This is a genomic window from Lelliottia sp. WB101, assembly GCF_003051885.1.
In the GTDB taxonomy this organism is placed as follows: domain Bacteria; phylum Pseudomonadota; class Gammaproteobacteria; order Enterobacterales; family Enterobacteriaceae; genus Enterobacter; species Enterobacter nimipressuralis.
The window spans coordinates 2,106,536-2,129,053 of the sequence record NZ_CP028520.1; the positions used below are offsets into that span (position 1 = coordinate 2,106,536).

At 44.9% G+C, this 22,518-nt stretch carries 25 protein-coding genes and 3 pseudogenes; 16 read left to right on the forward strand and 12 right to left on the reverse strand.

Going from position 1 to position 22,518, the window contains the following annotated elements; all coding sequences use genetic code 11:
* Positions 1-7 precede the first annotated feature (7 nt).
* The 4 genes from DAI21_RS10025 to DAI21_RS10040 all read left to right on the forward strand — a co-directional run bounded on the left by DAI21_RS10025 (position 8) and on the right by DAI21_RS10040 (position 2,608).
* Complete coding sequence (locus tag DAI21_RS10025) at positions 8-205, forward strand: hypothetical protein (RefSeq protein ID WP_100779228.1); 198 nt, start codon at positions 8-10, stop codon at positions 203-205.
* Between the two features lie 544 nt (positions 206-749).
* Positions 750-1,295, forward strand: a complete 546-nt coding sequence (locus DAI21_RS10030) for a tetratricopeptide repeat protein (RefSeq protein ID WP_102105388.1) — start codon at positions 750-752, stop codon at positions 1,293-1,295.
* A 60-nt stretch (positions 1,296-1,355) separates the two neighbouring features.
* Positions 1,356-1,832 (forward strand): sigma-70 family RNA polymerase sigma factor, encoded by a 477-nt coding sequence (locus DAI21_RS10035; protein ID WP_231276845.1) that lies wholly within the window; start codon positions 1,356-1,358, stop codon positions 1,830-1,832.
* Entirely contained in the window at positions 1,829-2,608 is a 780-nt protein-coding gene (locus DAI21_RS10040; protein ID WP_107702992.1) for an anti-sigma factor, read from the forward strand. Before DAI21_RS10035 ends, DAI21_RS10040 begins: the two co-directional genes overlap by 4 nt.
* On the opposite strand, the gene DAI21_RS10045 is transcribed toward DAI21_RS10040, so the two are convergent.
* The 5 genes from DAI21_RS10045 to DAI21_RS10065 form a co-directional block, all read right to left on the reverse strand.
* Complete coding sequence (locus tag DAI21_RS10045; RefSeq protein WP_107702993.1) at positions 2,603-3,157, reverse strand: YceI family protein; 555 nt, start codon at positions 3,155-3,157, stop codon at positions 2,603-2,605. The two genes, DAI21_RS10040 and DAI21_RS10045, sit on opposite strands and share 6 nt — an antisense overlap.
* A gap of 112 nt (positions 3,158-3,269) precedes the next feature.
* Positions 3,270-3,626 carry a hypothetical protein gene (locus tag DAI21_RS10050; protein ID WP_102105384.1) on the reverse strand — a complete coding sequence of 119 codons (357 nt, stop codon included), beginning with the start codon at positions 3,624-3,626 and terminating at the stop codon, positions 3,270-3,272.
* Positions 3,627-3,767: 141 nt separating this feature from the next.
* Positions 3,768-4,619 carry an HNH endonuclease gene (locus DAI21_RS10055; RefSeq protein WP_107702994.1) on the reverse strand — a complete coding sequence of 284 codons (852 nt, stop codon included), beginning with the start codon at positions 4,617-4,619 and terminating at the stop codon, positions 3,768-3,770.
* On the reverse strand, positions 4,616-5,296 hold the full coding sequence (locus tag DAI21_RS10060; protein WP_107702995.1) for an OmpA family protein: 681 nt from the start codon (positions 5,294-5,296) through the stop codon (positions 4,616-4,618). Before DAI21_RS10060 ends, DAI21_RS10055 begins: the two co-directional genes overlap by 4 nt.
* Before the next feature lie 7 nt (positions 5,297-5,303).
* Positions 5,304-6,611: a hypothetical protein gene (locus tag DAI21_RS10065; RefSeq protein WP_107702996.1), complete on the reverse strand. Its 1,308-nt coding sequence runs from the start codon at positions 6,609-6,611 to the stop codon at positions 5,304-5,306.
* Between the two features lie 453 nt (positions 6,612-7,064).
* On the opposite strand from DAI21_RS10065, the gene DAI21_RS10070 reads away from it, so the two are divergent.
* Positions 7,065-7,277, forward strand: a complete 213-nt coding sequence (locus DAI21_RS10070) for a hypothetical protein (protein WP_107702997.1) — start codon at positions 7,065-7,067, stop codon at positions 7,275-7,277.
* A gap of 328 nt (positions 7,278-7,605) precedes the next feature.
* On the opposite strand, the gene DAI21_RS23475 is transcribed toward DAI21_RS10070, so the two are convergent.
* The 3 genes from DAI21_RS23475 to DAI21_RS10085 are packed head-to-tail and all read right to left on the reverse strand — an operon-like array spanning position 7,606 to position 9,955.
* Positions 7,606-7,863 carry a YfaZ family outer membrane protein gene (locus tag DAI21_RS23475; protein WP_107702998.1) on the reverse strand — a complete coding sequence of 86 codons (258 nt, stop codon included), beginning with the start codon at positions 7,861-7,863 and terminating at the stop codon, positions 7,606-7,608.
* Positions 7,864-7,909: 46 nt separating this feature from the next.
* Positions 7,910-8,941 (reverse strand): methionine synthase, encoded by a 1,032-nt coding sequence (locus DAI21_RS10080; RefSeq protein ID WP_100779234.1) that lies wholly within the window; start codon positions 8,939-8,941, stop codon positions 7,910-7,912.
* Positions 8,942-8,971: 30 nt separating this feature from the next.
* Positions 8,972-9,955: a DUF1852 domain-containing protein gene (locus DAI21_RS10085; protein WP_107702999.1), complete on the reverse strand. Its 984-nt coding sequence runs from the start codon at positions 9,953-9,955 to the stop codon at positions 8,972-8,974.
* A 242-nt stretch (positions 9,956-10,197) separates the two neighbouring features.
* Between DAI21_RS10085 and DAI21_RS10090 the strand changes: the two genes are divergently transcribed.
* From DAI21_RS10090 to DAI21_RS10125, 7 genes and pseudogenes are all read left to right on the forward strand, one after another.
* Positions 10,198-10,533 (forward strand): antibiotic biosynthesis monooxygenase, encoded by a 336-nt coding sequence (locus DAI21_RS10090; protein ID WP_107703000.1) that lies wholly within the window; start codon positions 10,198-10,200, stop codon positions 10,531-10,533.
* Positions 10,526-10,916 (forward strand): annotated as a pseudogene (locus DAI21_RS10095) (amino acid-binding protein). Before DAI21_RS10090 ends, DAI21_RS10095 begins: the two are co-directional and overlap by 8 nt.
* Positions 10,913-11,623 carry a helix-turn-helix transcriptional regulator gene (locus DAI21_RS10100; protein ID WP_107703001.1) on the forward strand — a complete coding sequence of 237 codons (711 nt, stop codon included), beginning with the start codon at positions 10,913-10,915 and terminating at the stop codon, positions 11,621-11,623. Before DAI21_RS10095 ends, DAI21_RS10100 begins: the two are co-directional and overlap by 4 nt.
* A gap of 41 nt (positions 11,624-11,664) precedes the next feature.
* Entirely contained in the window at positions 11,665-11,856 is a 192-nt protein-coding gene (locus tag DAI21_RS10105) for a hypothetical protein (protein ID WP_107703002.1), read from the forward strand.
* A gap of 220 nt (positions 11,857-12,076) precedes the next feature.
* Positions 12,077-12,373 (forward strand): annotated as a pseudogene (locus DAI21_RS10110) (phage polarity suppression protein).
* Positions 12,374-12,623: 250 nt separating this feature from the next.
* A complete protein-coding gene (locus DAI21_RS10120) occupies positions 12,624-13,568 on the forward strand; it encodes a DUF1837 domain-containing protein (protein WP_107703004.1) in 945 nt (314 codons plus the stop codon).
* Position 13,569: 1 nt separating this feature from the next.
* Positions 13,570-16,149 (forward strand): DEAD/DEAH box helicase, encoded by a 2,580-nt coding sequence (locus tag DAI21_RS10125; RefSeq protein WP_107703005.1) that lies wholly within the window; start codon positions 13,570-13,572, stop codon positions 16,147-16,149.
* Between the two features lie 73 nt (positions 16,150-16,222).
* Here the strand turns inward: DAI21_RS10125 and DAI21_RS10130 are convergent.
* From DAI21_RS10130 to DAI21_RS10145, 4 genes and pseudogenes are all read right to left on the reverse strand, one after another.
* A pseudogene (locus DAI21_RS10130) lies at positions 16,223-17,362 on the reverse strand (integrase domain-containing protein).
* A 369-nt stretch (positions 17,363-17,731) separates the two neighbouring features.
* Positions 17,732-18,883 (reverse strand): hypothetical protein, encoded by a 1,152-nt coding sequence (locus tag DAI21_RS10135; RefSeq protein WP_107703006.1) that lies wholly within the window; start codon positions 18,881-18,883, stop codon positions 17,732-17,734.
* 18 nt (positions 18,884-18,901) lie between these two features.
* Positions 18,902-19,960, reverse strand: a complete 1,059-nt coding sequence (locus tag DAI21_RS10140) for a tyrosine-type recombinase/integrase (protein WP_107703007.1) — start codon at positions 19,958-19,960, stop codon at positions 18,902-18,904.
* A complete protein-coding gene (locus DAI21_RS10145) occupies positions 19,960-20,535 on the reverse strand; it encodes a phage repressor protein CI (protein WP_234419526.1) in 576 nt (191 codons plus the stop codon). The genes DAI21_RS10140 and DAI21_RS10145 overlap by 1 nt, the downstream gene beginning before the upstream one ends.
* Positions 20,536-20,931: 396 nt before the next feature.
* On the opposite strand from DAI21_RS10145, the gene DAI21_RS10155 reads away from it, so the two are divergent.
* Genes DAI21_RS10155 through DAI21_RS10170 form a run of 4 tightly spaced genes read left to right on the forward strand, consistent with a single transcriptional unit; the run spans position 20,932 to position 22,458 of the window.
* A complete protein-coding gene (locus tag DAI21_RS10155; protein ID WP_107703010.1) occupies positions 20,932-21,435 on the forward strand; it encodes a phage regulatory CII family protein in 504 nt (167 codons plus the stop codon).
* Positions 21,436-21,444: 9 nt separating this feature from the next.
* Complete coding sequence (locus DAI21_RS10160) at positions 21,445-21,639, forward strand: phage filamentation protein Fil family protein (protein WP_107703011.1); 195 nt, start codon at positions 21,445-21,447, stop codon at positions 21,637-21,639.
* Positions 21,629-22,057, forward strand: a complete 429-nt coding sequence (locus DAI21_RS10165; RefSeq protein WP_107703012.1) for a hypothetical protein — start codon at positions 21,629-21,631, stop codon at positions 22,055-22,057. Before DAI21_RS10160 ends, DAI21_RS10165 begins: the two co-directional genes overlap by 11 nt.
* Positions 22,057-22,458: a hypothetical protein gene (locus DAI21_RS10170; protein ID WP_107703013.1), complete on the forward strand. Its 402-nt coding sequence runs from the start codon at positions 22,057-22,059 to the stop codon at positions 22,456-22,458. The genes DAI21_RS10165 and DAI21_RS10170 overlap by 1 nt, the downstream gene beginning before the upstream one ends.
* Positions 22,459-22,518 lie beyond the last annotated feature (60 nt).

Genomic DNA, 22,518 nt, shown 5'->3' on the forward strand with positions numbered 1-22,518 from the left:
ATATGGCGTGCAAGACGAAGCCATCATCTTTCTGCGGGTACAGAGCGCCCCCGGCGGAGTCGCTATTTTTAAAATAGTGCTCACCGTTGTTATCTTCAGAGCGGCCGATGCCCGCCAGCAATTAGTGGCAACATCAGATGAATCGATTTATTTGCTATGGGTTAACTTGTATTCGGCGTTTTTTGTGTTATATAAAGCCCTGTGATTTATAAAGATATTATTTGAATGGTCTGAAAATGATATAGCTATAAATAACGGAATATGCAAATGAAGCGCCAATTATGGACAAGTTAACCCCTTCTGAATTGAATAGTTTTCTGCCGGTTTGTACAGCTCGTGCGAGGGTGCTGGGCCTTGCGGTATAAGGCTTTGCTGTTTTTCGCCTGTCATTTGTTAAATATAATACCAAAGCATTTATTTGAATATATTTGATATTTTTGAATGTAAATGGGTATTTAATTAAGGTGGGCTTAATTGTTAATTCAGGTGGGGTTAAGAAATTATTTATACGATATATTATGTTTGCGACCGAATTAAAAATAAAAATGGCGGGCGGTGAAGAGTGTGCTATTAGAGACAGGAATTAAGCCTGCGTTAATTATTATCTGAATCTACCGTTCACTTATTACGGATGGCATAGGCCATAAGTATGATTTCGGCTGTCATTTCAACTGCATTTTCTGCGAATAGAATCGGACGCTCGGGCGTTTACTCCTTGTTGACCTGCCAACCTTCACCAGGAGTACAAAATGAACGCATCCTCAGTCCGTACCTTCACCCGTCCTCTGGCTATCCCGGTGCTGTTATTTTTGTTACAGACCCCGCAGGGCTTTGCCATGGGCAATACTGATACTGAAAGCAAAACGCCGGACTGCCCCTCAGGGCAGGTCTACGACAGTGTGAGTAAGAAGTGTGTCCCGGAGAAAACCAGCAGCCTCAGCGATGAGGACAAAACCAATTATGCGTACCACCTCGCGAAAAAAGGCGAGTATCAGGCGGCATTGAACCTGCTGGATACGTTAAAAAACGCCAACACGGCCGAGGCGTGGAACTACCGTGGCTATGCGACCCGCAAACTGGGGCGCACGGATGAAGGCATTGGCTATTACCAGCGATCGCTCGCCCTGCAGCCCAACTATGCCAAAGCGCGGGAGTATCTGGGGGAAGCATGGATGGTAAAAGGTCGCCCGGATCTGGCGAAAGAGCAGCTTAAAGTCATTGCCGGGATTTGCGGCCAGGATTGCGAAGAGTACCGCGATCTGCAGGCAGCAATCGACGGGCATCCGGAGTCCTGATCTCTGCGGGAGGGGTAGAAAATCACAACCAGTGACGTTCGCCAACAGCTGGCGGTACATCTGACGCGTCTCTGGCGCTACGGACTGGTGCTGTCGCGTAACCGGGATCTGGCTGAAGAGCTGGTTCAGTCGACCTGCGTCCGCGCGCTCGAAAGGAGCGCGCAATATACGCCGGGCACGCGGATCGACCGTTGGCTGTTCTCGATTTTGCACTCGATCTGGATCTCGGAACTGCGCGCGCGCCACGTCCGCCAGGGGCAGGGGTTTGTCCCTGGCGAAGATCTGATCGCCCCGGATACCCACGGGCAGGATGACGATCGTCTGCATTATCAGCAAATCATGCAGCGGGTGAATGACCTCCCGGAAGCCCAGCGCAACACGCTGTTTTTAGTCTATGTCGAAGGATTTACCTACCAGGAGGCGGCGGATACGCTGTCGGTTCCCATCGGCACCATCATGAGCCGACTGGCAACGGCTCGGGCGCGGCTCGCCAAAACGGTGGATGTCCGTCCGGTGGCGAAGGAGAAACGCTCATGAACTCGTTACGTTTTACGCCCCCTTATCACGACGATGCGATTATCGCCTGGCTGGATGGTGAGATGGAGAGCGCCGACGCCCGTGTTTTTGAAGAGCAACTGTGTGGCGATACCTCCCTGGCACAGCGCATGGAGACACTGAAAAACAGCCATCAGGACTATAAGCAGGCGTTTGCCCCGTTGCTGAAAGAGGCACCTGAAGCGCAGATGCAGCAGCGGCTGGATAACTATCTTGCAGGCGCGCGCGCAGGCGTCAGCCGACGCGCGCTGATTGCCGCCTCACTGAGTTTCCTGGCGATCGGTTCCGGGCTGGGATATCTGGCGCGCCCTATGGCGGTGATAATGAGTGAGAACGAGCAGATTCGCGATCTTGAGGCTCAGTATATGTCGCTTTACAGCGCTGAAACCCTGCTGGATGTCGACAACTCGCCGCCGGTGATTGCCCAGGGGCTCCAGCGAACCGCCCAGGATATCGGCCTCAAAGTGAATGAGCAGCAGCTGGCACTTGCGGGCGCCGAGCTGAAGATGGTGCGGATGCTGCGCTATGACAGCACCGCTATCGCGCAGATCGTCTGGCTGCACGCGGATTTCGGCCCGCTGGCGCTGTGCATTTCGCCCCTTGAGAAGGCCGTTGTCACGGATATCAAAAACGAGCAGCGGCACAGCATGAATATTGCCTGGTGGAACGACAGTGACTATCAGTATGTGCTGATTGGTCGCACCCCGTCGAAGGCGCTCACCGCCAACGCACGCCAGCTGCAATTAAGACTTTTATGACGCGTGGGCGTCGATCGCAATTTTTATCGCGATGCGGTCATCTACCACCATCGCGAATTTATCCATGTGGTAGGCGGAGCGTGAGATGGCGGTGGTGGCATTAAGGGAGATTGCCTCCGCCGCGTTGTCTTCATCCAGAGTCGCTTCCAGGATCACCGGGCGCTGAATGTCTTTGACCTTTAGCGAGCCAAACACTCTGTAATGGCCATCGCCCAGCGCCACCACCCGGGTACTGCTGAACCTGATCGTAGGGTAGCGTGCGGCATCGAAAAACATATCGCTCTTGAGCTGCCAGGTGAGCAGACGGTTGGAGGCCACCAGCGTGGCGACGGGAATGGTGACATCAATGCGATCGGCAAACTCATTGGTCGGGTCCAGGGTGACGTTTCCCGTCACGCCATTGAGATTCGCCCAGGAAAGGATGCCGCCAAAGGCATGCCACGAGAGGGTAATGGGCGTTTTTTCGCTGTTAATGGCATAAGTAACCGGCATTGCGTAGAGGGCAGGGCACAGCAGCATAACCATGAGCAGGGTGACAGAGCGAATCATGAGGCGATCTCCAGTAGGCGGGCAAGGTGTAAACGCGCAGGGCGGGAGATTTATTCGAAGGGATCAGAAATAAAAAAGGCCGCGAGGGCGGCCTTTATAGGGGGGAGAAAACTTATTCAGTGACTTTCTTTTCCAGCGACGAAGCGCCTTCTTTGGTTTTGTTCCAGCCTTTCTCCGTCCCTTCTTTAGTGGCATCCCAGCCCTTCTCGGTGCCTTCTTTGGTTTTATGCCAGGCTTTCTGGGAGTCTTCACTCACTTTGCTGCCGAAGCTTTCGCTTTTACCTTCAGCGGCGTGTTTGGATTTGAGCTTCAGCTCTTCACCTTTGTTCTGCTCTTCATGCAGTTTTTGTTTCGCATCATTGGCGTTCGCTTTCGCGGCGGCAACGGTGTCGTCGGTTGCGTGTGTGGTTGCGGCAAAAACTGGTGAAGCCAGCAGAAGTGCAGATAATGCAATAATTGTCTTTTTCATAATATCCTCAATTCACGTTATTCATGTTATGAGCGTGATTAAGAATGGCACGAGCGAAGCGGCATGGCTCTAGGAAAAAACTGTAAGTGGATCAAGGGTGTTGGAAATACAGTTTTCTTTGCTCACAATCTCATGCCTTCATCATAAGGGGCGTCGCGCTATAAAGGCTTTATAATCAGGGGTAAACTTCATATGCCCGTGCATGGGTTGTTCGGCATGGCAGGCAACGCACATCACCGCAAGATTTGAATCTCGGTTGTCATTTTTTTGACCATTTCGGTGATGGACGTGAAGATATTTGGACTCACTATTCCGGAGGACAACATTGCAAGTTTCACATTGGTATCCATGCTTTATCTTGATGCTTTTTGATATGTTAGGCCAGTCTACTGTGTAGTCATTCAGCGGCGCAGTATCTGAGGTGTGTGATGGTTTTACAGAAATTAGGTCTCGCGGGTATGCTTTAAAGAAATCAACGAGTGCAAACTGGGATACAAGTTGTAGACGTTTTGTGCGAGCTACTTTTTGTATGTCAAATCCCTGCCAGTGAATCTTATCAAGGCAGTTTTGGCAGACGTTCAATCTCACAGTCTGACTTTGAATCCCGCTATCGATGATATTAACTTGAAATTCACCACTATCACTATTTGCGACGACGTATCGATTAAATCGGGAATTCTTATGCATAGTTTCTAGTGTCTTACAATATGTCAGATGATATTTCGGCATATTGTCTCGCCCGGCTATAGACGGAATATCCCTGATGTAGAGTAAGACCCGATAACCCTTGTATGTTAACGTTCCATCGTCAAGGATACTGATTTCATCGATATTAATGTCAACACCAGTGCTCCTGAGGAGCTCAGGGATGGTGAGATCGATCGGTTTAAACTCTGGGTCCGGTGTAAAATTCTCCGAGAGCGGAGCCTTCATCTCATTACGCAAAGTATTTAGTAATGCCCAGTTAAGGAAATTCGGCAGTTTGAAACTCATTTCTTCGATAACTTATCTGCAATTAAATCCATTTTCTCGCTCGCATTCGTGACAATGCGAAACTCGACACGTTGGTTTGCCGTTTCAGAGGCTTCTGCTGAGAGAGGATGAGAGGATGAGAGCCCGTTTGCTGTCATATGCTGCACAAGCCATTTTTCGTTATTTTGCACTTTAGGTAATGACATCAGATATTCGAGCGCGCTTCTTGTTCTGGCTTGAGATAATTCCATATTTCGAAAATAAGCCTGCTTCTCATCTAAGGCTCCACCCCAGAACGCGCTTGTATGTCCTTCAATTCGGATCTCTTTAACGGCATCCTTAAACTGGCCAGAATTGAGCAATGCGATATAGCGTGGAAAAAACTCCTCAAGTACTTGTTTGAAACGAGGACGAAGTTCGGATGAGCCTGTTGCAAACAGCACAGAGGGATCGTTAAAACGTATGGTCATATCCCCTAATATCTCAGCATTCCACTGTTTTAAATCTTTAGAAAACTCCTTTTGCAAAGCAAGCTGCATATCCCGTTTGGTCATTTCATATTCTTTAACGACAAGGGTTGTTGTTTGCTCGACGCGAAGCATAAAGGCGGCGGTTAACAGCATGAATACCATCATCAGTCCAGTCATAAGGTCAGCCAGCGGTATCCAATAGGATTGATTGCTCTGTTCGATATTCATGTATATCTCATTTAACCGCGGCGATACGAACCACTTCGCGCAGACGTTCAGTTAGAGGGGTGTAGTCGGAAACAAATTTCTCTGAGAGAGATGCAAGCTGACGACCAAGAGATTCAAGGCTTTTGGTCAACTCTTCTTGTAAACCTTTATCGAGCGTAATAACGCTCTGACGGACAGAATCCATCGATTTTTTGAGTTCTTCGTTGACATCAGATTGTGATTTTCGAAGTGTTTCAGTTAGTAGCTGCTTCATTTCTGATGACGAAGACTGGACCTGTACGCCGAAGTTTTTCACTACGTCGCCAACATCCGCTTGGATTTTCATGACTCCTTTCGACATAGATTCCGTCATATCATCAATTTTTTGCGAAAATTGCGGCGTAATATCTTTCATCTGCGACAAGACTTCAATCATCGACAGTTGCGATTCCTCGATTTGCTGATGTTGCTGAGCCAACCCTTTGAGTGTTATTTCGAGCGCGTCTGCTGTTTGAGCAAAATTAGCGGCTCTATCGATAAATAAAGACAGACCAGAAGCAGCGTTGTTGAGATCTTCTGCTGATGATTTTTGCATGAGCTGAAGCTTATCCAGCTCCTCTTTATATTGCTGTTGCCAGATAACGAGTTTTTCCACACTGGCATTTAAATGTTTAAAGTTCTCACCAAACTGTTCATTAATTTGCGTGTTGAAGTCCCGTATGACTTCTTTGAGGGCTTCAATCAACGCTTTAGAACCGTCTTCAGCCATTTTTTGGGAAAATGTCTCAAAAGAAGTTCTGAGCGAACGTAATTCATCGACTTGTTCCTGACGCATCAGTTTAAGTTGTGTCAGCAAGCTACCTTCTTCGCTTCCGGAAAGACTGAGTTGAAGGGCCTGTGTCGCGGCAACCACATCATCCAGGCTTGCTGCCTTGGGTGTACCTGAACTCTGTTTGATAGGTTTTTTTTGAAGATAATGGCGCATCCTAATAATTAAAGAGCCACCCACACCACTCAGTGAGGCAAGAAATGCTGTTTTTACACCCTCGAGTAAATGAGGCACACTCTCTGCCACATTTGAAGCATCAAAATTTAGAAGCGAAGCTGCAATTCCCGTGAAGCATCCGAGGATCCCTACAGTCGTAAGAACTTCAGGGCCGTGCACAACAGCAAACCTGTCGAAGCGGATAAACGCAAAAATAAACGTCAATACGATATTCACTACCAGGAAAACATTTGTGATAGGGTCAGAAGTGATGGTACTAAAGGTTCCAGCACTTGCTGTATAGGGGGTGAGAGTTGCAAGCAATAGCAGAAGGGAATATCTTTTATTCATTATTTCGGCTTAAGGTTAATGTCTACATTAAAGGGATGAAGATAAACCATGGTTGTTAATTGAGCTGATTGGGTGTGTCTCATCCAGCGCATCAATGATACTCCCTCTCTTTAATGACGTCTAATGTATTTGAATCTAAGAATTATTGAAGTTGGTTAAGAAATAGACACATTAGTTTTTTTCAATTTTTATTAATTCCGTATTTTTGGTGATAATGATCTATGAGGGAATAGTAGAGTTTAGCCATAGTTAACATTTTTTTGAGATGAGTTAAATTATGCTTTACAACCTCAAAGGGTTATCAGAGTGATACTTCCTTTATCTTTTTGATACACACTGGTCTCACCCTTCAATCTCACTTCTCCCTTCTGTATGGCGTTCTCCGAATTGACTTCACATAACGTCATATAAATTCCCGCTTCCATAAGAGATGGCACAGCCACAGATTGCGCCATGGAAAGCTATTCCCGTCCAGCGCTGCCTGGAGTGATCGTTCCTGACTACTCTGCGATTATCTCGGAGATTATTCATAATGAGATCGCCTATCGCAGCAAAGTGATTGCCGTAGTCGCCGCAGAATCCTATGAATCCGCCGATATCACAGTCGACAAAATTAACGTCAGTTACACCCTTGGGGGTCAATTATCTTTCCTGAAGAGGCGATGAAACCGGATGCCCGTGTAATTCATAACGAGCTGGACAGCAATATCATTAATCATCTCCATACGTTGAAAGGAGATATTGCCGCCAGATTTGCAGCCTCGACGCACATTGTTGATCGTGGATATGATGTGGGTTTCAGGAACATAGTTATATCGAACCGGAATCTATCATAGCATATCTGGATAATAATGATCGTACGGCCAGCAATCACATAACCGGTCAGTAAGCATCCTAATGTGGTGAAAACGAGAAAATGTAATAAAAATTGCATTTTTTAGAACTCTGAGGATTATATGATGGTGCATTGTTAATATAACTTTAAAGTATGCTTTTAGCAGGAGGAAATATTCAATTGCAAATCTATTGTAGCAAGTAAATATGCACCATTGTTAATATTCTTATTTGGGTTTTCTGCTGTGCCGTCAATGACAATATATCGATAACAAGCGTTGAGTTTTATAAGTGTGAAAGGCATGCAACTCAACCCGGTATCTGCTTCGTAATAAAATTTTACACGATGTCTTAATTCATCAGGGAAAAGTTGAGGTAAAAAGAGATATCGGGAGGGGTGAGTTGGCGACTGTGGGATCGCTCAACTCAGACAGTTTTTTTAAGCTTTGTGCTCTCCGGCGACGTTATTTCGCCTGCAATTCTCTGCGCACGATTTCTGCACCGGCGCTTAATGCATCCAGCTTGCCTCGTGCGACGCCACGCGGTAGCGGGATCATGCCGCAGTTGGTGCACGGATAAAGTTTGTCGGCATCAACATACTGCAGCGCTTTTCGAAGCGTAGCAGCGACTTCTTCCGGCGTCTCTATCGTATTAGTAGCCACGTCGATGGCACCGACCATCACCTTTTTGCCACGAATAAGCTCCATCAGCTCCATCGGAACATGCGAGTGATGGCACTCCAGAGAAATAATATCGATATTCGATTTTTGCAGTTTCGGGAAAATCTCTTCGTACTGTCTCCACTCAGTGCCCAGCGTTTTTTTCCAGTCTGTGTTGGCTTTAATGCCGTAGCCGTAGCAGATGTGGACAGCCGTTTCACACTTCAGCCCTTCAATGGCTCTTTCTAATGTGGCGATACCCCAGTCATTTACTTCATCGAAAAATACGTTAAAGGCCGGCTCATCAAACTGGATAATATCGATGCCCACCGCTTCTAATTCTTTCGCTTCTTCATTGAGAATTTTAGCGAATTCCCAGGCAAGCTTTTCGCGGCTTTTATAGTGATTGTCATACAGCGTGTCGATCATGGTCATCGGTCCCGGCAGGGCCCATTTGATCGGTTGGGTGGTTTGCTTGCGCAGGAACTTCGCATCTTCAACGAAAACGGATTTCTTGCGGCTCACCGGGCCCACGACGGTCGGCACACTCGCATCATAGCGGTTGCGAATCTTCACGATCTCACGCTTCTCGAAATCCACGCCCTCGAGATGCTCGATAAATGTCGTGACGAAGTGCTGGCGCGTTTGCTCGCCGTCACTGACGATATCAATGCCTGCCTGTTGCTGATCTTCCAGACATAAACGCAGGGCATCGAGTTTACCGTCAACTAATTCCTGACCTTCCAGCTTCCACGGCGACCAGAGTGTCTCTGGCTGCGCAATCCAGGAGGGCTTAGGCAAACTGCCCGCAGTCGATGTGGGTAATAATTTTTTCATCACAGGTGACCTTATATTTTTATGGATAAATCAGATAACGGGTTCAGCAGACCATTGTTTAAGAACGTTTTGATAAGGTTTAATAAATTGTTCTTCGGTAAATTTCCCTTGCTCAACAGCCAGCTGGCTACGCTCTTCCCGGTCATAAACAATGCGGGTTAATGAATAATCCTGGAAATTCAAACTTGGTTGATACTGTTTCCCCGCCCGGGAATTAGCATTGTAAATTTCAGGGCGATAAATCTTCTGGAAAGTCTCCATCGTACTGATGGTGCTGATCAGCTCAAGATTGGTGTAATCGCTGAGTAAATCGCCACTGAAGTAAAATGCCAATGGCGCAACGCTGTTTTCAGGCATGAAGTAGCGGGCGCGCAACCCCATTTTGGCGAAGTAGTCATCCGTCAGGGAAGGGGCATCCTGCTGATATTCGATGCCTAGAACCGGGTGCTGAGTACCGGTGCGATAATAGGTGTTTTTGCTCGACACACTCAGGCAAATAACCGGCGTTTTACTGAAGCGCGCTTTGTAAGTATCAGAACTAATAAAACGTTTAAATATATCACCGTGTAATACGCCAAAGTTATCCGGCAGGCTAAATCCTGCTTTGTCTTTATTATGTTCAGGCAATACCACGCTGAAATCATAATCGCGCACATACGAGGAAAAATTATTTCCTAAAATGCCTTCAAAACGCTGATTGGTTTTTTTATCAAGGATACTGGTTTTTAAAATTTCAATCACCGGGAAGGCGTCGGACACTCCTTCGCCCTTGATATTCAGCTGAGCCGTAATGATGTCCAGCTCAACGGTGTAGCGGTCACTTGTGGGGTTGTCCCATTGCGCCAGAGAATTAAAGCGGTTATCGATCATCGCCAGGGTATTGCGAAGGTTTTCCTGACGTTTCTCACCCCTGGCCAGATTGGCAAAGTTAGTGGTAATACGCGTATTTTTTGAAGGGTTATAATCTTCGTCAAAACGAATTGTCTTAAGCGTGAATGTAATGTCTTTTTTCATTTTTATCAGGTGTCCTGGCTGCTGAAAATTAATAATATTTCAGTAGTCTTCGAATTTTTATGGATACATTGCGATGTATCTTTTATGCCTGAGTCATTGAGTGAAAAACAGTGATTTAAATTCACCAAACATGAGACAAATTCATGATCCTGCCTGCGCTTCACCGGGATACTTCGGCGCTGGCCGAAGCATCCCCTTTTTACCGGCAATATGCTGAGTGAAATTCATGAGAGGGCAGCAAGATGATCGCAGTACTTTTTGAGGCAGACGCACTACCCGAAGCGCGTGAGCGCTATCTTGAACTGGCAGCAGAACTGAAGCCGTTGTTGTCGGACACAGCGGGATTTATCTCCATTGAACGGTTCCAGAGCCTGAGCACGCCCGGAAAAATTCTTTCGTTATCATGGTGGGAAGATGAGGAGGCGGTCGCCGGATGGAAGCAGAATATGATGCATCTGGCAGCCCAGAAAGAGGGCAAACAGTCGATTTTTTCATACTACAGAATACGCGTGGCCCGGGTATTTCGTGATTACTCGTCTGAGACATCTTCGAGCAAAGGAGCGCAACAGCATGTATGACATTCACGTTGTTCTCGATAATACTTCGTATTCTCTGGCTTCCTTCGGACGCGTGCTCGGTCTTAACGGTGTCGGGCTGGAAGGGGGGGGTATTTACCACTCCGGACGGCGGGCACGCGCATTTTCTGATAGAAAACGGCGAGAAAGCCCGCCAGGTTCTGACTGACGCAGGCTTTAACGTGAGAAAATTGTCGCGTCCGCTGATAAGGAAATTACCCCAGAAGCAGCCGGGCGAATTGGGAGAAATCGCGGATACTTTGGCACAGAATGGCATTCGCATTCTGGTACAGTACAGCGATCACGATAACCGGCTTATTCTGCTCACGGATGACGATATCCGGGCGGCTGAAGTCACCCAAAAATGGGCAATACACGCTGCATGAAAGTTCTTCACAACGAACACGACAGTGGGCCGGATGCGTCTCTTGAACAATCCATGTCACTGGTCGCTTCCGCCATCTCTGACCCGTCACGGGTCACTATTTTGTGCGCCCTGATGGACGGGCGCGCGTGGACAGCCACGGAACTCAGTGCGGTGGCGGGCATCGCTGCCTCCACTACCAGCGGACATCTTGCCCGGCTTCTCAGCAACGGGCTGGTGATTTGCCTGACGCAGGGACGCCACCGCTATTACAGTCTGGCGGGCCATCATATCGCCGGGCTGCTGGAAAACCTCATGAGCGTTTCCATGCGCAGCCAGACTGCTTTTACCCCGACTACGCCGGTCGTTTTACGTTACGCCCGAACCTGTTATGACCATTTGGCCGGCGAACTGGCGGTAAACATCTATGATTTCATGCTTCATGACCACTGGATTGAGGCTGACGGCAATGCGCTGACGCCCGCCGGGAGAGCGCATTTTCAACGTATTGGCGCAGTGCTTAATCCGCGTCCGCGCCGCAAGCCTTGCTGCCCGTGCCTCGACTGGAGCGAACGACGTTTTCATCTGGGCGGGGATGCGGGGCAGGCACTCATGACACTGTTACTGCAGAAAAAGTGGATCACCCACACGCAGGGCTATCGCGAAGTGACCGTAACCCGCAGCGGCAAGACCGCTCTGAGTCGACTGTTTAGTTTGGATCTGGAGTAGCACCATTCTGGATAAAAGGATGGAGTGACGCGGGGGCGTTTATGGGTATCGCAGGATTTTCTTTTTGCGCGATGGGGGAGAAGACAGGATTGGAGATAGGGGGGCAGCAAGGCTTATCGGGCCTAAAAGGGTCGGATTTAATTCGTTTTCTTCGGACGTCTTGGGACAAATTCAAGGCACAAAAAAGCCCGCAGGGCTTGCGCCGTGCGGGCTTTCAGGACTTCATCGGATGACTCTGGTAATCATCGATTGAAGATTTTGGAGTGTTAGTTAAGCCGAGCAGGAACACCACGCACTCATTGCCACCATTGATGACAGTTGTGGCCGGAGTCTGTAAAGACTGCGCGATGTTATCGACATGAAAAGGTAGGAAATTAATCAGGGGGCCGGTCGATATGTTCGCTCGCATGAAACATGCAGCCCATCAGTATCCGTCACCGGCTGAATGATCTTATGCAGGTGCACGGCGCAGAGCTAGCCGCCTGAATTAATGGGTTATGACAGAGAGAATCCCGCCATCACACGCTGCGTGTCGATTATCTGCGTGAGGCGCTGTCGGTGTGGCTGGCCGCCGGTGAAAAAATTAATTCTTGCGCACAGGATAATGACACTCTAAAGGCCACCGGATTCAGGCCTGACGCGGTTTCGCGGGATGATAATCCTGAAAAATACACACCCGCTCAAAACCAGAATTACGTGAATAAACGCGCAGAACTGGCCGCGCAGCAGCCCGTCAGAAAATCCCCGTAAATCCCGCCATTTTCCCTGAATTAAGCCATGCATGCGTAAGGTGCATGGTTTTGCATGCGTTTTCACACTCCCGCTTCCCCCGGCAGCACCAGTTCTGGCGCTGCCTGAGGTTGCTGATGCACCTGCATTAAAAGCGGCCCCTCAAGCGGGCAGGCGTGGCGGGGAGAGCATTGCGCGCAAGGTATTTCATAAAAAAGCAATAAGAGTTATCTTCTAAAACAAAATTTGCGACTTCAGCACAGGATACGATATGGACGCGTTACAAACTGCTTTAGAGAAATTAGTAAGAAATGACGGTGAGACTATCTATAGCTACTTTCATGAACTTAAATCTGATTACTTAATTGAAGGGACTTCGGCTGCATGTCATTTTCATTGTATAAACTTGGATGGAAATGGTCGCCCAAAAGTAGACGCATTAGTTCAATTTCTTGTGGGTAAAGTTATTGACTATTCCATTCCACGTAAAAAAATAAATGAAGCTATTAAGTATCAGCAGGAGACAGGTTCGACGCTGAAAATTACTAAGTTGTTCATGCAGGCAATGGGGCTTTTCACTAGCCTCTCAAATAGCGGTGAGGGTGGGGAATTAATATTATTTTTGTTTGCGGAAAAATTTTTAAAACTCCCCCAAATCATATGCAAGATGAACCTTAAAACTAATCCTGAAATGCATTACCACGGAGCTGATGGCGTACACATAGGTGTTGATAAGGAAAACCAAAAACTATGTTTATACTGGGGAGAGTCAAAGCTATACTCGGATCTAACACAAGCTATCTATCAGTGCATGAAAAGTATTTCCCCCATAATAATGAGTTCATATGGATCTGGTAGCTCAGAAGAAAGGGATATGCAACTTTTAAGCGATTTCATGAATGTTGACGATCCAGTTTTAGAAAGTGCTCTAAAGAGATTTCTAGATCCAGATGAACCAGATTTTAATAAGTTAGAGTACAGAGGGATCTGCTTGGTTGGATTTGATATAAATGACTATCCAACAGAACCGAACAGATTAAATATTGATGGGTTAGCTGAATGCTTCAGCGAAAAGATAGATGGTTGGAGAGATAGGATAAAGAAAAGAATAATAGAAGAAAGTATACATGGGATTTCATTGCATGTTTTTTTAGTCCCATTTCCATCTGTCGATAGCTTCAGAACGGCTTTATTGGAAACTTTGGTTGGAGAGTAACATGAGCATGAAAGAACTCCCTAATTGGTTAGTAAATAATAATGGTTTTATTAAAAGGTTGAAGAAACTCACGATTGATTCAGTTGTGAGCCAATTTCCAGCGGTAAGAGCAGTTGATGAAAAGTGTTTAGCTGAAACAGATATTGGCTATTTATTAACTTGTGGAAGTATTTTATCTCGTTCAAATGATGAACTTTGCCAAGATTCTGCTCTGAGGATATCACAATACTGTTTAATCAATGAAAGTAGTGAGCAAAGGAAAGATAGTGCAGCATTGATTTTAGATACGCTAGCTAATAACGCTACAGTTGAGCTAGCTGTTAAAAAAGGTTATTTGAATGAAGGTTTTGAGAGGCGACTACCTTTAGCAGGACAGTTAGAGACAACAAAGAGAAAAATAGAACATACAATTGAAGTTGGGAACGATAAATATATTTATGCAAATAAATTTCAATCTGAGTTTTGGGAGCGAGCACAGCAAAATGAATGGATTAGTGTTTCTGCCCCTACTTCAGTTGGTAAATCATTTATTTTAGAGTCATGGGTTGAGGATTATATATCTAGGCAGGAAAAAAGTTTAGTTGTTTATCTTGTGCCGACGAGAGCGCTCATAAGTGAAGTATACGAATCAATTATAACTAGAATTGACCCATATCGGACTGGTAGTGTTAACATACAGACATTACCGCTTAAGACATCTTATGATAGTTCGAAAACTAATATTTATATTTTTACACAAGAACGGTTAAATATATTCTATAACGCACTCAATGAATGCCCGATTGTTGATTTGTTAATAATAGATGAGGCGCACAAAATAGGTGATTCACTTCGGGGTATTTTCTTGCAATATGTATTGGAAATGACATGTGCAAGAAATAGGCATTTAAAAGTGATTTTTGCTAGCCCATTCACATCCAATCCAGAATTATTGTTATTAGATGCTCCTTATAATGGAAAAACAAGTGTAATAAAAAGTAGCTATGTCACAGTTAATCAGAATTTAATTTGGGTAGAGCAGCGACCTAATACTCCTAAGAAATGGAAAATGTTTTTTTTCTTTCGTGGAGAAAGAGAGTTTATAGGCGACTTCGATTTAGAAAATATACCCTCTGCAGATAGTAAAAGGCTCTCCTTTATTGCTTTAAGTCTTGGCTATCATGCGTCAGGAAATGTTGTTTACGTGAATGGCGCAGCAGATGCAGAAAAAACAGCCAAGCAGATCGCAGACGGCCTTACTGAAAATTATGAAGATGAGGAACTTCTGAACTTAATCGAACTGAGCGAAAAGGTTATTCATGAAAGGTTTGCACTAAACTTTACCTTAAAAAAAGGGGTGGCTTTTCACTACGGCAATATGCCATTGATAATAAAGACAGAGATTGAAAGGTTATTTAGTAAAGGGAAAATAAAATATTTGATTTGTACTTCAACACTTGTTGAAGGTGTAAATATGGCATGTAAAAACATTTTCATTCGCGGTCCCAAAAAAGGAAGTGGTAAGCCAATGAAAGAAGAGGACTTTTGGAATCTTGCTGGAAGGGCCGGTCGTTGGGGAAAAGAGTTCCAAGGAAATGTAATATGTGTTGACACTAATAATGAAAAAATTTGGAATGGTACGCCACCAATCAATAAGAAAAACATTAAAATAACACGTGCTACTGACTCTTTAAATGATGATATTGATGAAATATACAGTTATATCGACTCCCCCCATCATTATGGAATGACTCGAGCAAATCCTAAATTACAAGGATTGTTTAGTTATTTGTGTATTTCTCATTATCTTCACGATGGGCTGATAAATAACCCGTATATTGAGAAGTATGAATTAGAGAAAATAGATGAACTAGATTCAAAAATTACGGATGTGTTAGATTGCCTCAGTTTTCCTCTCGATATTGTATCCCGTAATCCAGGAATCAGCCCAATATTAATGCAAAGTTTATGGGAGAGGTTTAAAAGTTGCGACAAGGATTCATATGAAAATTTACTTTTAGCAGATCCATCAAGTGATGATGCACTTTCATCATATATAGCTGCTTTTACTCGAATATCTGATACGATGAGTTTAGACTTGGGTTATAATTCTAAAGGTGCATTTGTACTTGCTCTTCTTGTAATTAATTGGATGCGTGGGTATCCCCTTGCTAGGCTTATTTCAGAAAGAATCTCTTATTTAAAAAAGAAAAAGAAAGAATATAAGGAACCTGCTGTTATAAGAGGTGTTATGGAAGATGTTGAGAAGGTTGCTAGATATCAAGCACCAAAATTACTCTCTTGTTATAACGACCTATTAAGACATTTCTATATTACACAAGGCCGAGCTGATCTTTTAGAATATATTGATGATGTAGGTGTATTTTTAGAGTTGGGTGTAAGTATCAAGACGCAAATTTCTTTGATTAGTCTTGGTTTTTCGCGAACTTCTGCTGTTATGATTTCTGAGTATATAACGAGCGATAGTTTAGATGAATTATCTTGTATGCAGTGGATTACTGAAAATACTAATGTATTAGATGAGTTGCCGGCATTGGTGAAACTTGAAATTTATGCCGTAGTAAATGGTGTTACGTTATAATTAAAGGAGGGGGGACCCTCCTTTAATTTTTATTTCGGACTAAGTCGCCCCACCAAAGCATCAGCTCCTTTCCTTATTCAATATAAGTAGAACGATTATAAGCACGCCGTATTTCATTCTTATTGTGTGAGCTAACGCGGCTTCAATAACATCAGAATTGAAGGCAGCTTGATTTAATGCCGTACTTGCTATAGCACGTAATCCATGGGCAACTAATTTTCCACCATATCCCATCCGCTTTAACGCAGCGTTTGCTGTTTGGCTATTCATAGGTTGCGTTGGATCGTTTCGGCTCGGAAATATATATTCTCTGCTTGCGCTGATAGGTTTCATCACTTCAAGAATATCTACTGCTTGTGGAGATAATGGAACGATGTGTTCACGTTTCGCCTTCATCCTTTCAGCTGGAATTGTCCACATTTTCGCGTTGAGATCGATCTCTACCCATCGTGATCCAGGGCTTCGGAAGGGCGAACGAGGGTAAGGAGTTGCCACTCAATCAGACAGCGAGTTGAAATAGACAGATTTGAAATAACTAACGAGCGCATTAGTCTTGGCAGTACTTCCGGTCGTAGTGTTGGCATATTCTGCTTTTTGGGTTTTTCATAAGCCATACCGACCCCTGATGCGGGATTTGCATCAATAAACCAGTTTTAACTGCATAAATCATAATTTCATTAATACGCTGAACTAAACGGCGAACCGTCTCCAGTGCTCCACGCGCTTTGATTGGCTCCAGTGCTTCAATAATCGTTCTGGCTTTGATCTCCTGAACTGGTATCTCCCCAATAGCAGGGAACACGTCTTTTTCTAAAGAGCGCCAAATATCTTTTGCATAATCCGATGTGAGACTTTTGCTCTTAAGTTGGAACCAATTGGCAGCAACTGTAGAGAAAACGCTGTCTAGCTCTATTTGGCGCTGCTCTGAGACAATTTCTTGTTGCTGCTGAGGATCGATGCCCTGAGCTAAGAGAGACAAATGCTGATCGCGTATCTGGCGTGCTGCTGCAAGCGTAAGGGCAGGATATGCGCCAAGGCTCAGATTTGTGCGGTTGGCACTGCGTGGTCGCTGGTAGCGAAAACGCCAAAGTTTTTTACCAGAGGTTTTAACGAGTAAGAACAGGCCATCACCATCGTGCAAGGTAAAGTCTTTTTCGCGGGGTTTAGCTTTAAGAATTTCATTATTAGTGAGGGGGCGTGTGATGCGCGCCATGTCTGGATCTCTTCCATAATTGGTACACGATTAATGGACCACTGTATAGCGTGTACCTAAAGGTGTACCAATTTTACTGGATTCAGGCGGATCGTCCCGGACAATTACAGGCACAAAAAAGCCCGCAGGGCTTGCGCCGTGCGGGCTTTCAGGACTTCATCGGATGACTCTGGTAATCACCGATGGAGAATTTTGGTGGAGCTGGGGGATTTGAACCCCCGTCCGAAATTCCTACATTCTCCAATAGGATATGTAAAAACAAGAATATACATGTTATTTCAATAACATATCTGACAGTGACTGACACGCTTTAACAGCCTTTGACAGCCTGAGTGGTCATTTTGTGGATCTTTTATATAGATTAGACACTCACTGCCTGGCTTTTAGAATTTTACCAGCCAGATCAGCCAAAACATCCGTTCCATCCATCACTGAGGGGATTTTGTCTTCATTTGGCTGAATTGGGCTGAATATGAGTGATTCAAATGCCTTCCAGGAGTCATTAACTTTATCAGAGTGTGTTTTACCTCTGGTTTCAATGTAATCATATATGAATTCACAAAGATTAAGCCTGAGATCAATCTGAACTAACTGGCTTTTAAGTGACTTAACTTCGATATAAAAAAGACGCATGAAGTAAAAAAATAAAATCTCTAGGCTGATTAAAGGGATATATTTCACTAGAGTGAAGAAATCAGGGTTATTTAGTTTTTGTTGAAAATGCCAAAAAGAAAACATAGGCAATAAAATAAGAAATGCAACAAATGTCCACATTCTGAGTTGTGCATATACAACCTCAGAGCTTTTTCCTGTTCTTAATGTAGAAAAAGCCTTGGCTAAGAGTTTAAAATTGCCTTCTCTTTTAATATTCGTTAAACGCTCTCCTAAATCTTTTGCCTCTTGTCGTACATTGTCGAGATATTCGATGCTGCTTCCTGCTTGCAAAATGATATTTTCGACTTCATTTTTTAATTTTGCTTTCTCTAAATCTATATCGGATGTTAAACTTCTGGCCTTTTGGAAGTCAGAGGATGCAATAAATTGTCTATATATATCATAAGGCATTATATCCACAATCCAACTAAAAGCTGGGGTATATCCGCCGCTTGCTACATTCCATGTGATCTCATTTATACTATCAAGATAACGTATTTTTTCACTATCAAAACATATTTTCCCAAGAGGAGTTGTAGTGCTGTGAATTGATAGATGATACTCCCAAACAAACCTTAAGGAATTATGTAAATGATACTTAATATCTGATTTGTATATTTCTTCATCAAGTAAAAGATCATCAACATATTCTCGTGAGAATTCCGTCCTACGATCAAAAAGTTCTGCATTAGTGTAAAACTCTTTCAATTCCTTCCAAACTGAGACATACATCAAACTTATAAATTCACTATCATTCGGTTTTCTTTGGGACAGTGCATCCTTATATTTTTTTTCATGATTCTCTAGGATGTAGTCATAAGCTTGGTTGAATTTACGTTTTACCAATGGTTCTGTGAAGCTAATCATTACATGCTCCATATTGAGTTAGATTAAATTTGATTGGACAGAAAGTGTTTTATTTGAATTACTATTATCCAGATTTGCGAGTGGGTTTTTCGCTACTGCATCTTCCAAATGTGTTGGAGCAAAATGAGCATAAACCATTGTCATTTTTATATCTGAGTGACCGAGTATTTCTTTTAATACTAATATATTGCCACCATTCATCATAAAATGACTTGCAAAAGTATGGCGTAAAATATGTGTACACTGACCTTCAGGTAACTCTATGTTTGATTTATCTACAATTCGTTCAAATGTCTTTCGACATGGTGTGAATAATTTACCACGTTTTTTTGGAATCGAATCATATAGTTCTTTTGATATAGGGATGGATCTAACCTTCTTATTTTTGGTATTCCGATAAGTAATCCTATAAGGCGTAATTTGTGAACCTTCCAAACCTTCAGCTTCGCTCCATCTTGCGCCAGTCGCTAGGCAAATTTTTGCTACTAACAATACACTTGAGCTACTTGATTCTGCTAAAAGATTCAACAGTTCTAAAATCTCATTAGGGTAGAGAAATGAGACCATTTTCTCATTAACTTTAAATGTAGGAATGCCTGATAGAGGATTAGGTAGTGCCCAGTGCCCAAGCTTTTTTAAAGTACCGAAAACGGCAGAAAGATTGCGTTGCTCATGATTAACAGTCTGAGGTCTGATCGGCATACATCTTCCATTTATATCCGGAATCACTCCTTTTAATCGGCCTTCTCGATATTCACTGAAATCAGCCGCAGTTATGTTTGCGGCTATTGGGTTACCCATACCAGCGCAAATGGCCTTGAGCTTTGACATCATACGTTCAGTGTCGGTGAGGGTACGGCCATATAAATCATGCCACTGCTCTATAAGATCAGCTAATCTTCTATTGTCCTGTTTCTCGCCCAGCCAAGGTTTTTCCTCAAGTTCAGAAGCTATATATTTTTCATATGCTAGTGCTTCACCCTTAGTGGCGAACTTTTTCCTGATGCGTTTGCCTTGTACACCGTTTGGGCGCACATCACATAGCCATTCCCCACTGTCAATTTTCCGTACTGCCATTATTCGTTAACCAAGTATATGGCAACAACTTTACCCAGCAATGTAACGTCGGTCACGTCACAGTCCACGGGATATTTACCCCAATCAATACGCAGTTTATTGCCTGGTAAAAGAGTCAATTCCTTAATGCTCTTAGTACCTGAATATTCGATCAGATACTTACCATCACTAACTTGATGGGTTCCGGAATCTACAAAGTAGGTTATTTTGTCATCAATAACTATTTGTAGTTCGCCTGTGTAGTTCGGTAAAAGTACCTTGTCGAAGATGTACGAGGGCTGGCGCGATAATTCGTTGCTGATAATTTTATACGCTGGAATTCTAACTGTATCGCTAGCCAAATGGTCGAATGTAGCCCCCTCTCCGGTTGTAAGCCAGTAGATAGAAGCCCCTGTTTCTAAAGCACATCTTAAAACGAGGTCTGCTGGAAAATTGTCTCGCATTATCCTCGTGCCTAAGGCACTCGGTGACATTTCAAGATACTGAGCTAGCTGAAGGCGGGAGGTGAACCCGTAAACCTCGCAGATACGGGCTACAGCTTCTCTGGCACCTGTCTTGATATTGTAGTTTTGCATCTTTGTAGTTCTTAATGGTTGACAAACTACAAACGCACACATAGCATTTGCGGTGCTCGTTTGTAGTTCGTTGCTGTGATTAAATGTCGTTTTTTGTTAACCATTGCCACCATCTGCAAATGGTGGGTACTTCAAAGTGAGATTTTGCCTTATGAAAACTACCTCCGCAACCTATACAGAAAGCCGCTGGGTGCCAATTGCGGCTTTTTGCGACCGAGTAGGCATCAAATTACGCACGGCGCGATACTGGGTTCATTCCGGGAAACTGAAAATCAAACCAAAAATCCGACCAAAGGAACACGTCTTTGTAGATTGGCACGCCTGGAATGCAGACAACTAACTCTCATTTTGAGCGAATTTCAATGTTCATTTTGTATATGGCGTGAGGTTGAAACAATGTTTGATTATCAGACTTCTAAACATGCTCACTTTGATGCAGCTTGCCGAGCGTTTGCGTTGGCACACAACCTTGAAGATGTGGCCGCTGCTGTTGGTATTCGTCCGCAAATTCTGCGCAATAAGTTGAACCCTGTTCAGCCGCACCGCCTGACCTGTGACGAGTTGCTGGCTATCACTGATTACACGGAAGATGCCCGTTTACTGGATGGGATGTTGGGGCAGATTAACTGTTTACCATCCGTTCCGGTCAATAACGCTACTGAAGCAAATATGCAATTTTGTGCACTGAGCGCCACTGCAAATGTGGGCGCGATTGCTGGGGAAGCTGTTTCAACTGAGCACATGACCGCCGCGCGCCGCACACAAATTCTTGATCGTGCCCGTGATGCTATCCGTTCCCTTTCCGTTCTGGCTTACACCGTAGAAAGCCGCCTCCAGTCCGCGCCGGTTCTTGCTGCTGCCGTCGATATAGTAACTACCAGCGCCAGCAGCATGATGTGAGGGATAACCATGAAAGCGTTCGTTACTTACCTGAAAAAAGAGTCTCCGGCCGTGCAACTGGCCAGCGGCTCAACTGGCTGGATTGAACTGCCAAACGGCCAGCGCTGGAACCCAGGCCACCAATACAAATTTAATACCCGTTCGTCTCGTCGTTCGTGGTGGTTTCGTTTGTTCGGGATTGTCAGGGGGCGTTATGGCCATTAGCGAAAAGCAGCAGGAAATTGGCCTTAAGTGGCTGGGGAATATCCGCCGTAAATACTGGAGTGAGAAAAGTGAAGCCGCCGAATGGTGGGACAAGTTAACACCAGAATGGCGCGGGGTTGTTTTACATGCGGCCGCAGTTGCTTCCGGGATGGACGTTTTCAAAGCCCATCTATGCAAATGCTACTGGTCAGAGTTATTCGAACGCCTGGACTATCGGGCAATGATTCAGCTGCGCCAGGGCATATCCAGGGCGCGTCTGACGTTTGAAGGGTTCGGGAGTCTGAGCGACAGCGATTTTTCAAAGCGCAGCGCTAACAGCCAGGTGAAAAAGGCGAATCCGATCCACAGCAGTAATGGAGTGCAGATGATTATCGCGCCTCATATCGTTCATAAGATGCAACAGCAGGAGAATCATTAATGTCCATTATCTCTGTAAACGCCAAAGAACTGGGACAGGAGCTGGCTGCGTGGGGTGTTCCACACAATTACGCCATTCTCTTTATGGAGAAAAGTACCGTTAAAAATGGCCGTGTGGCCTTACATCCGTTTTTCTTTAACGACACTGAGCATATGACAAACAAACGCCACTGGCTGGCCGTGAATGTTGCGTACTGGTGCTGTGTCTATCGTGAAGCGGAAAGCCGGTACCAGCAGGTTGAAGCACTGGCTGGCATTCGTTCCATGTACTACATCGCCGGGTCATTGGGTGCCGGGGAAGTCAAAGCGCTGATCCAGGAGTGGTGGCGCAATACCTACGAGCTGCACCAGATACCCGCGCCGAGCTACTCAGCCGCGCCCGTTACAGTCTCTTTCCACTAATTCACCGCCTGAATTTTTTTGCCATCCCTGCGGTGGCCGGGGATTCTTTTGCCTTAAGGA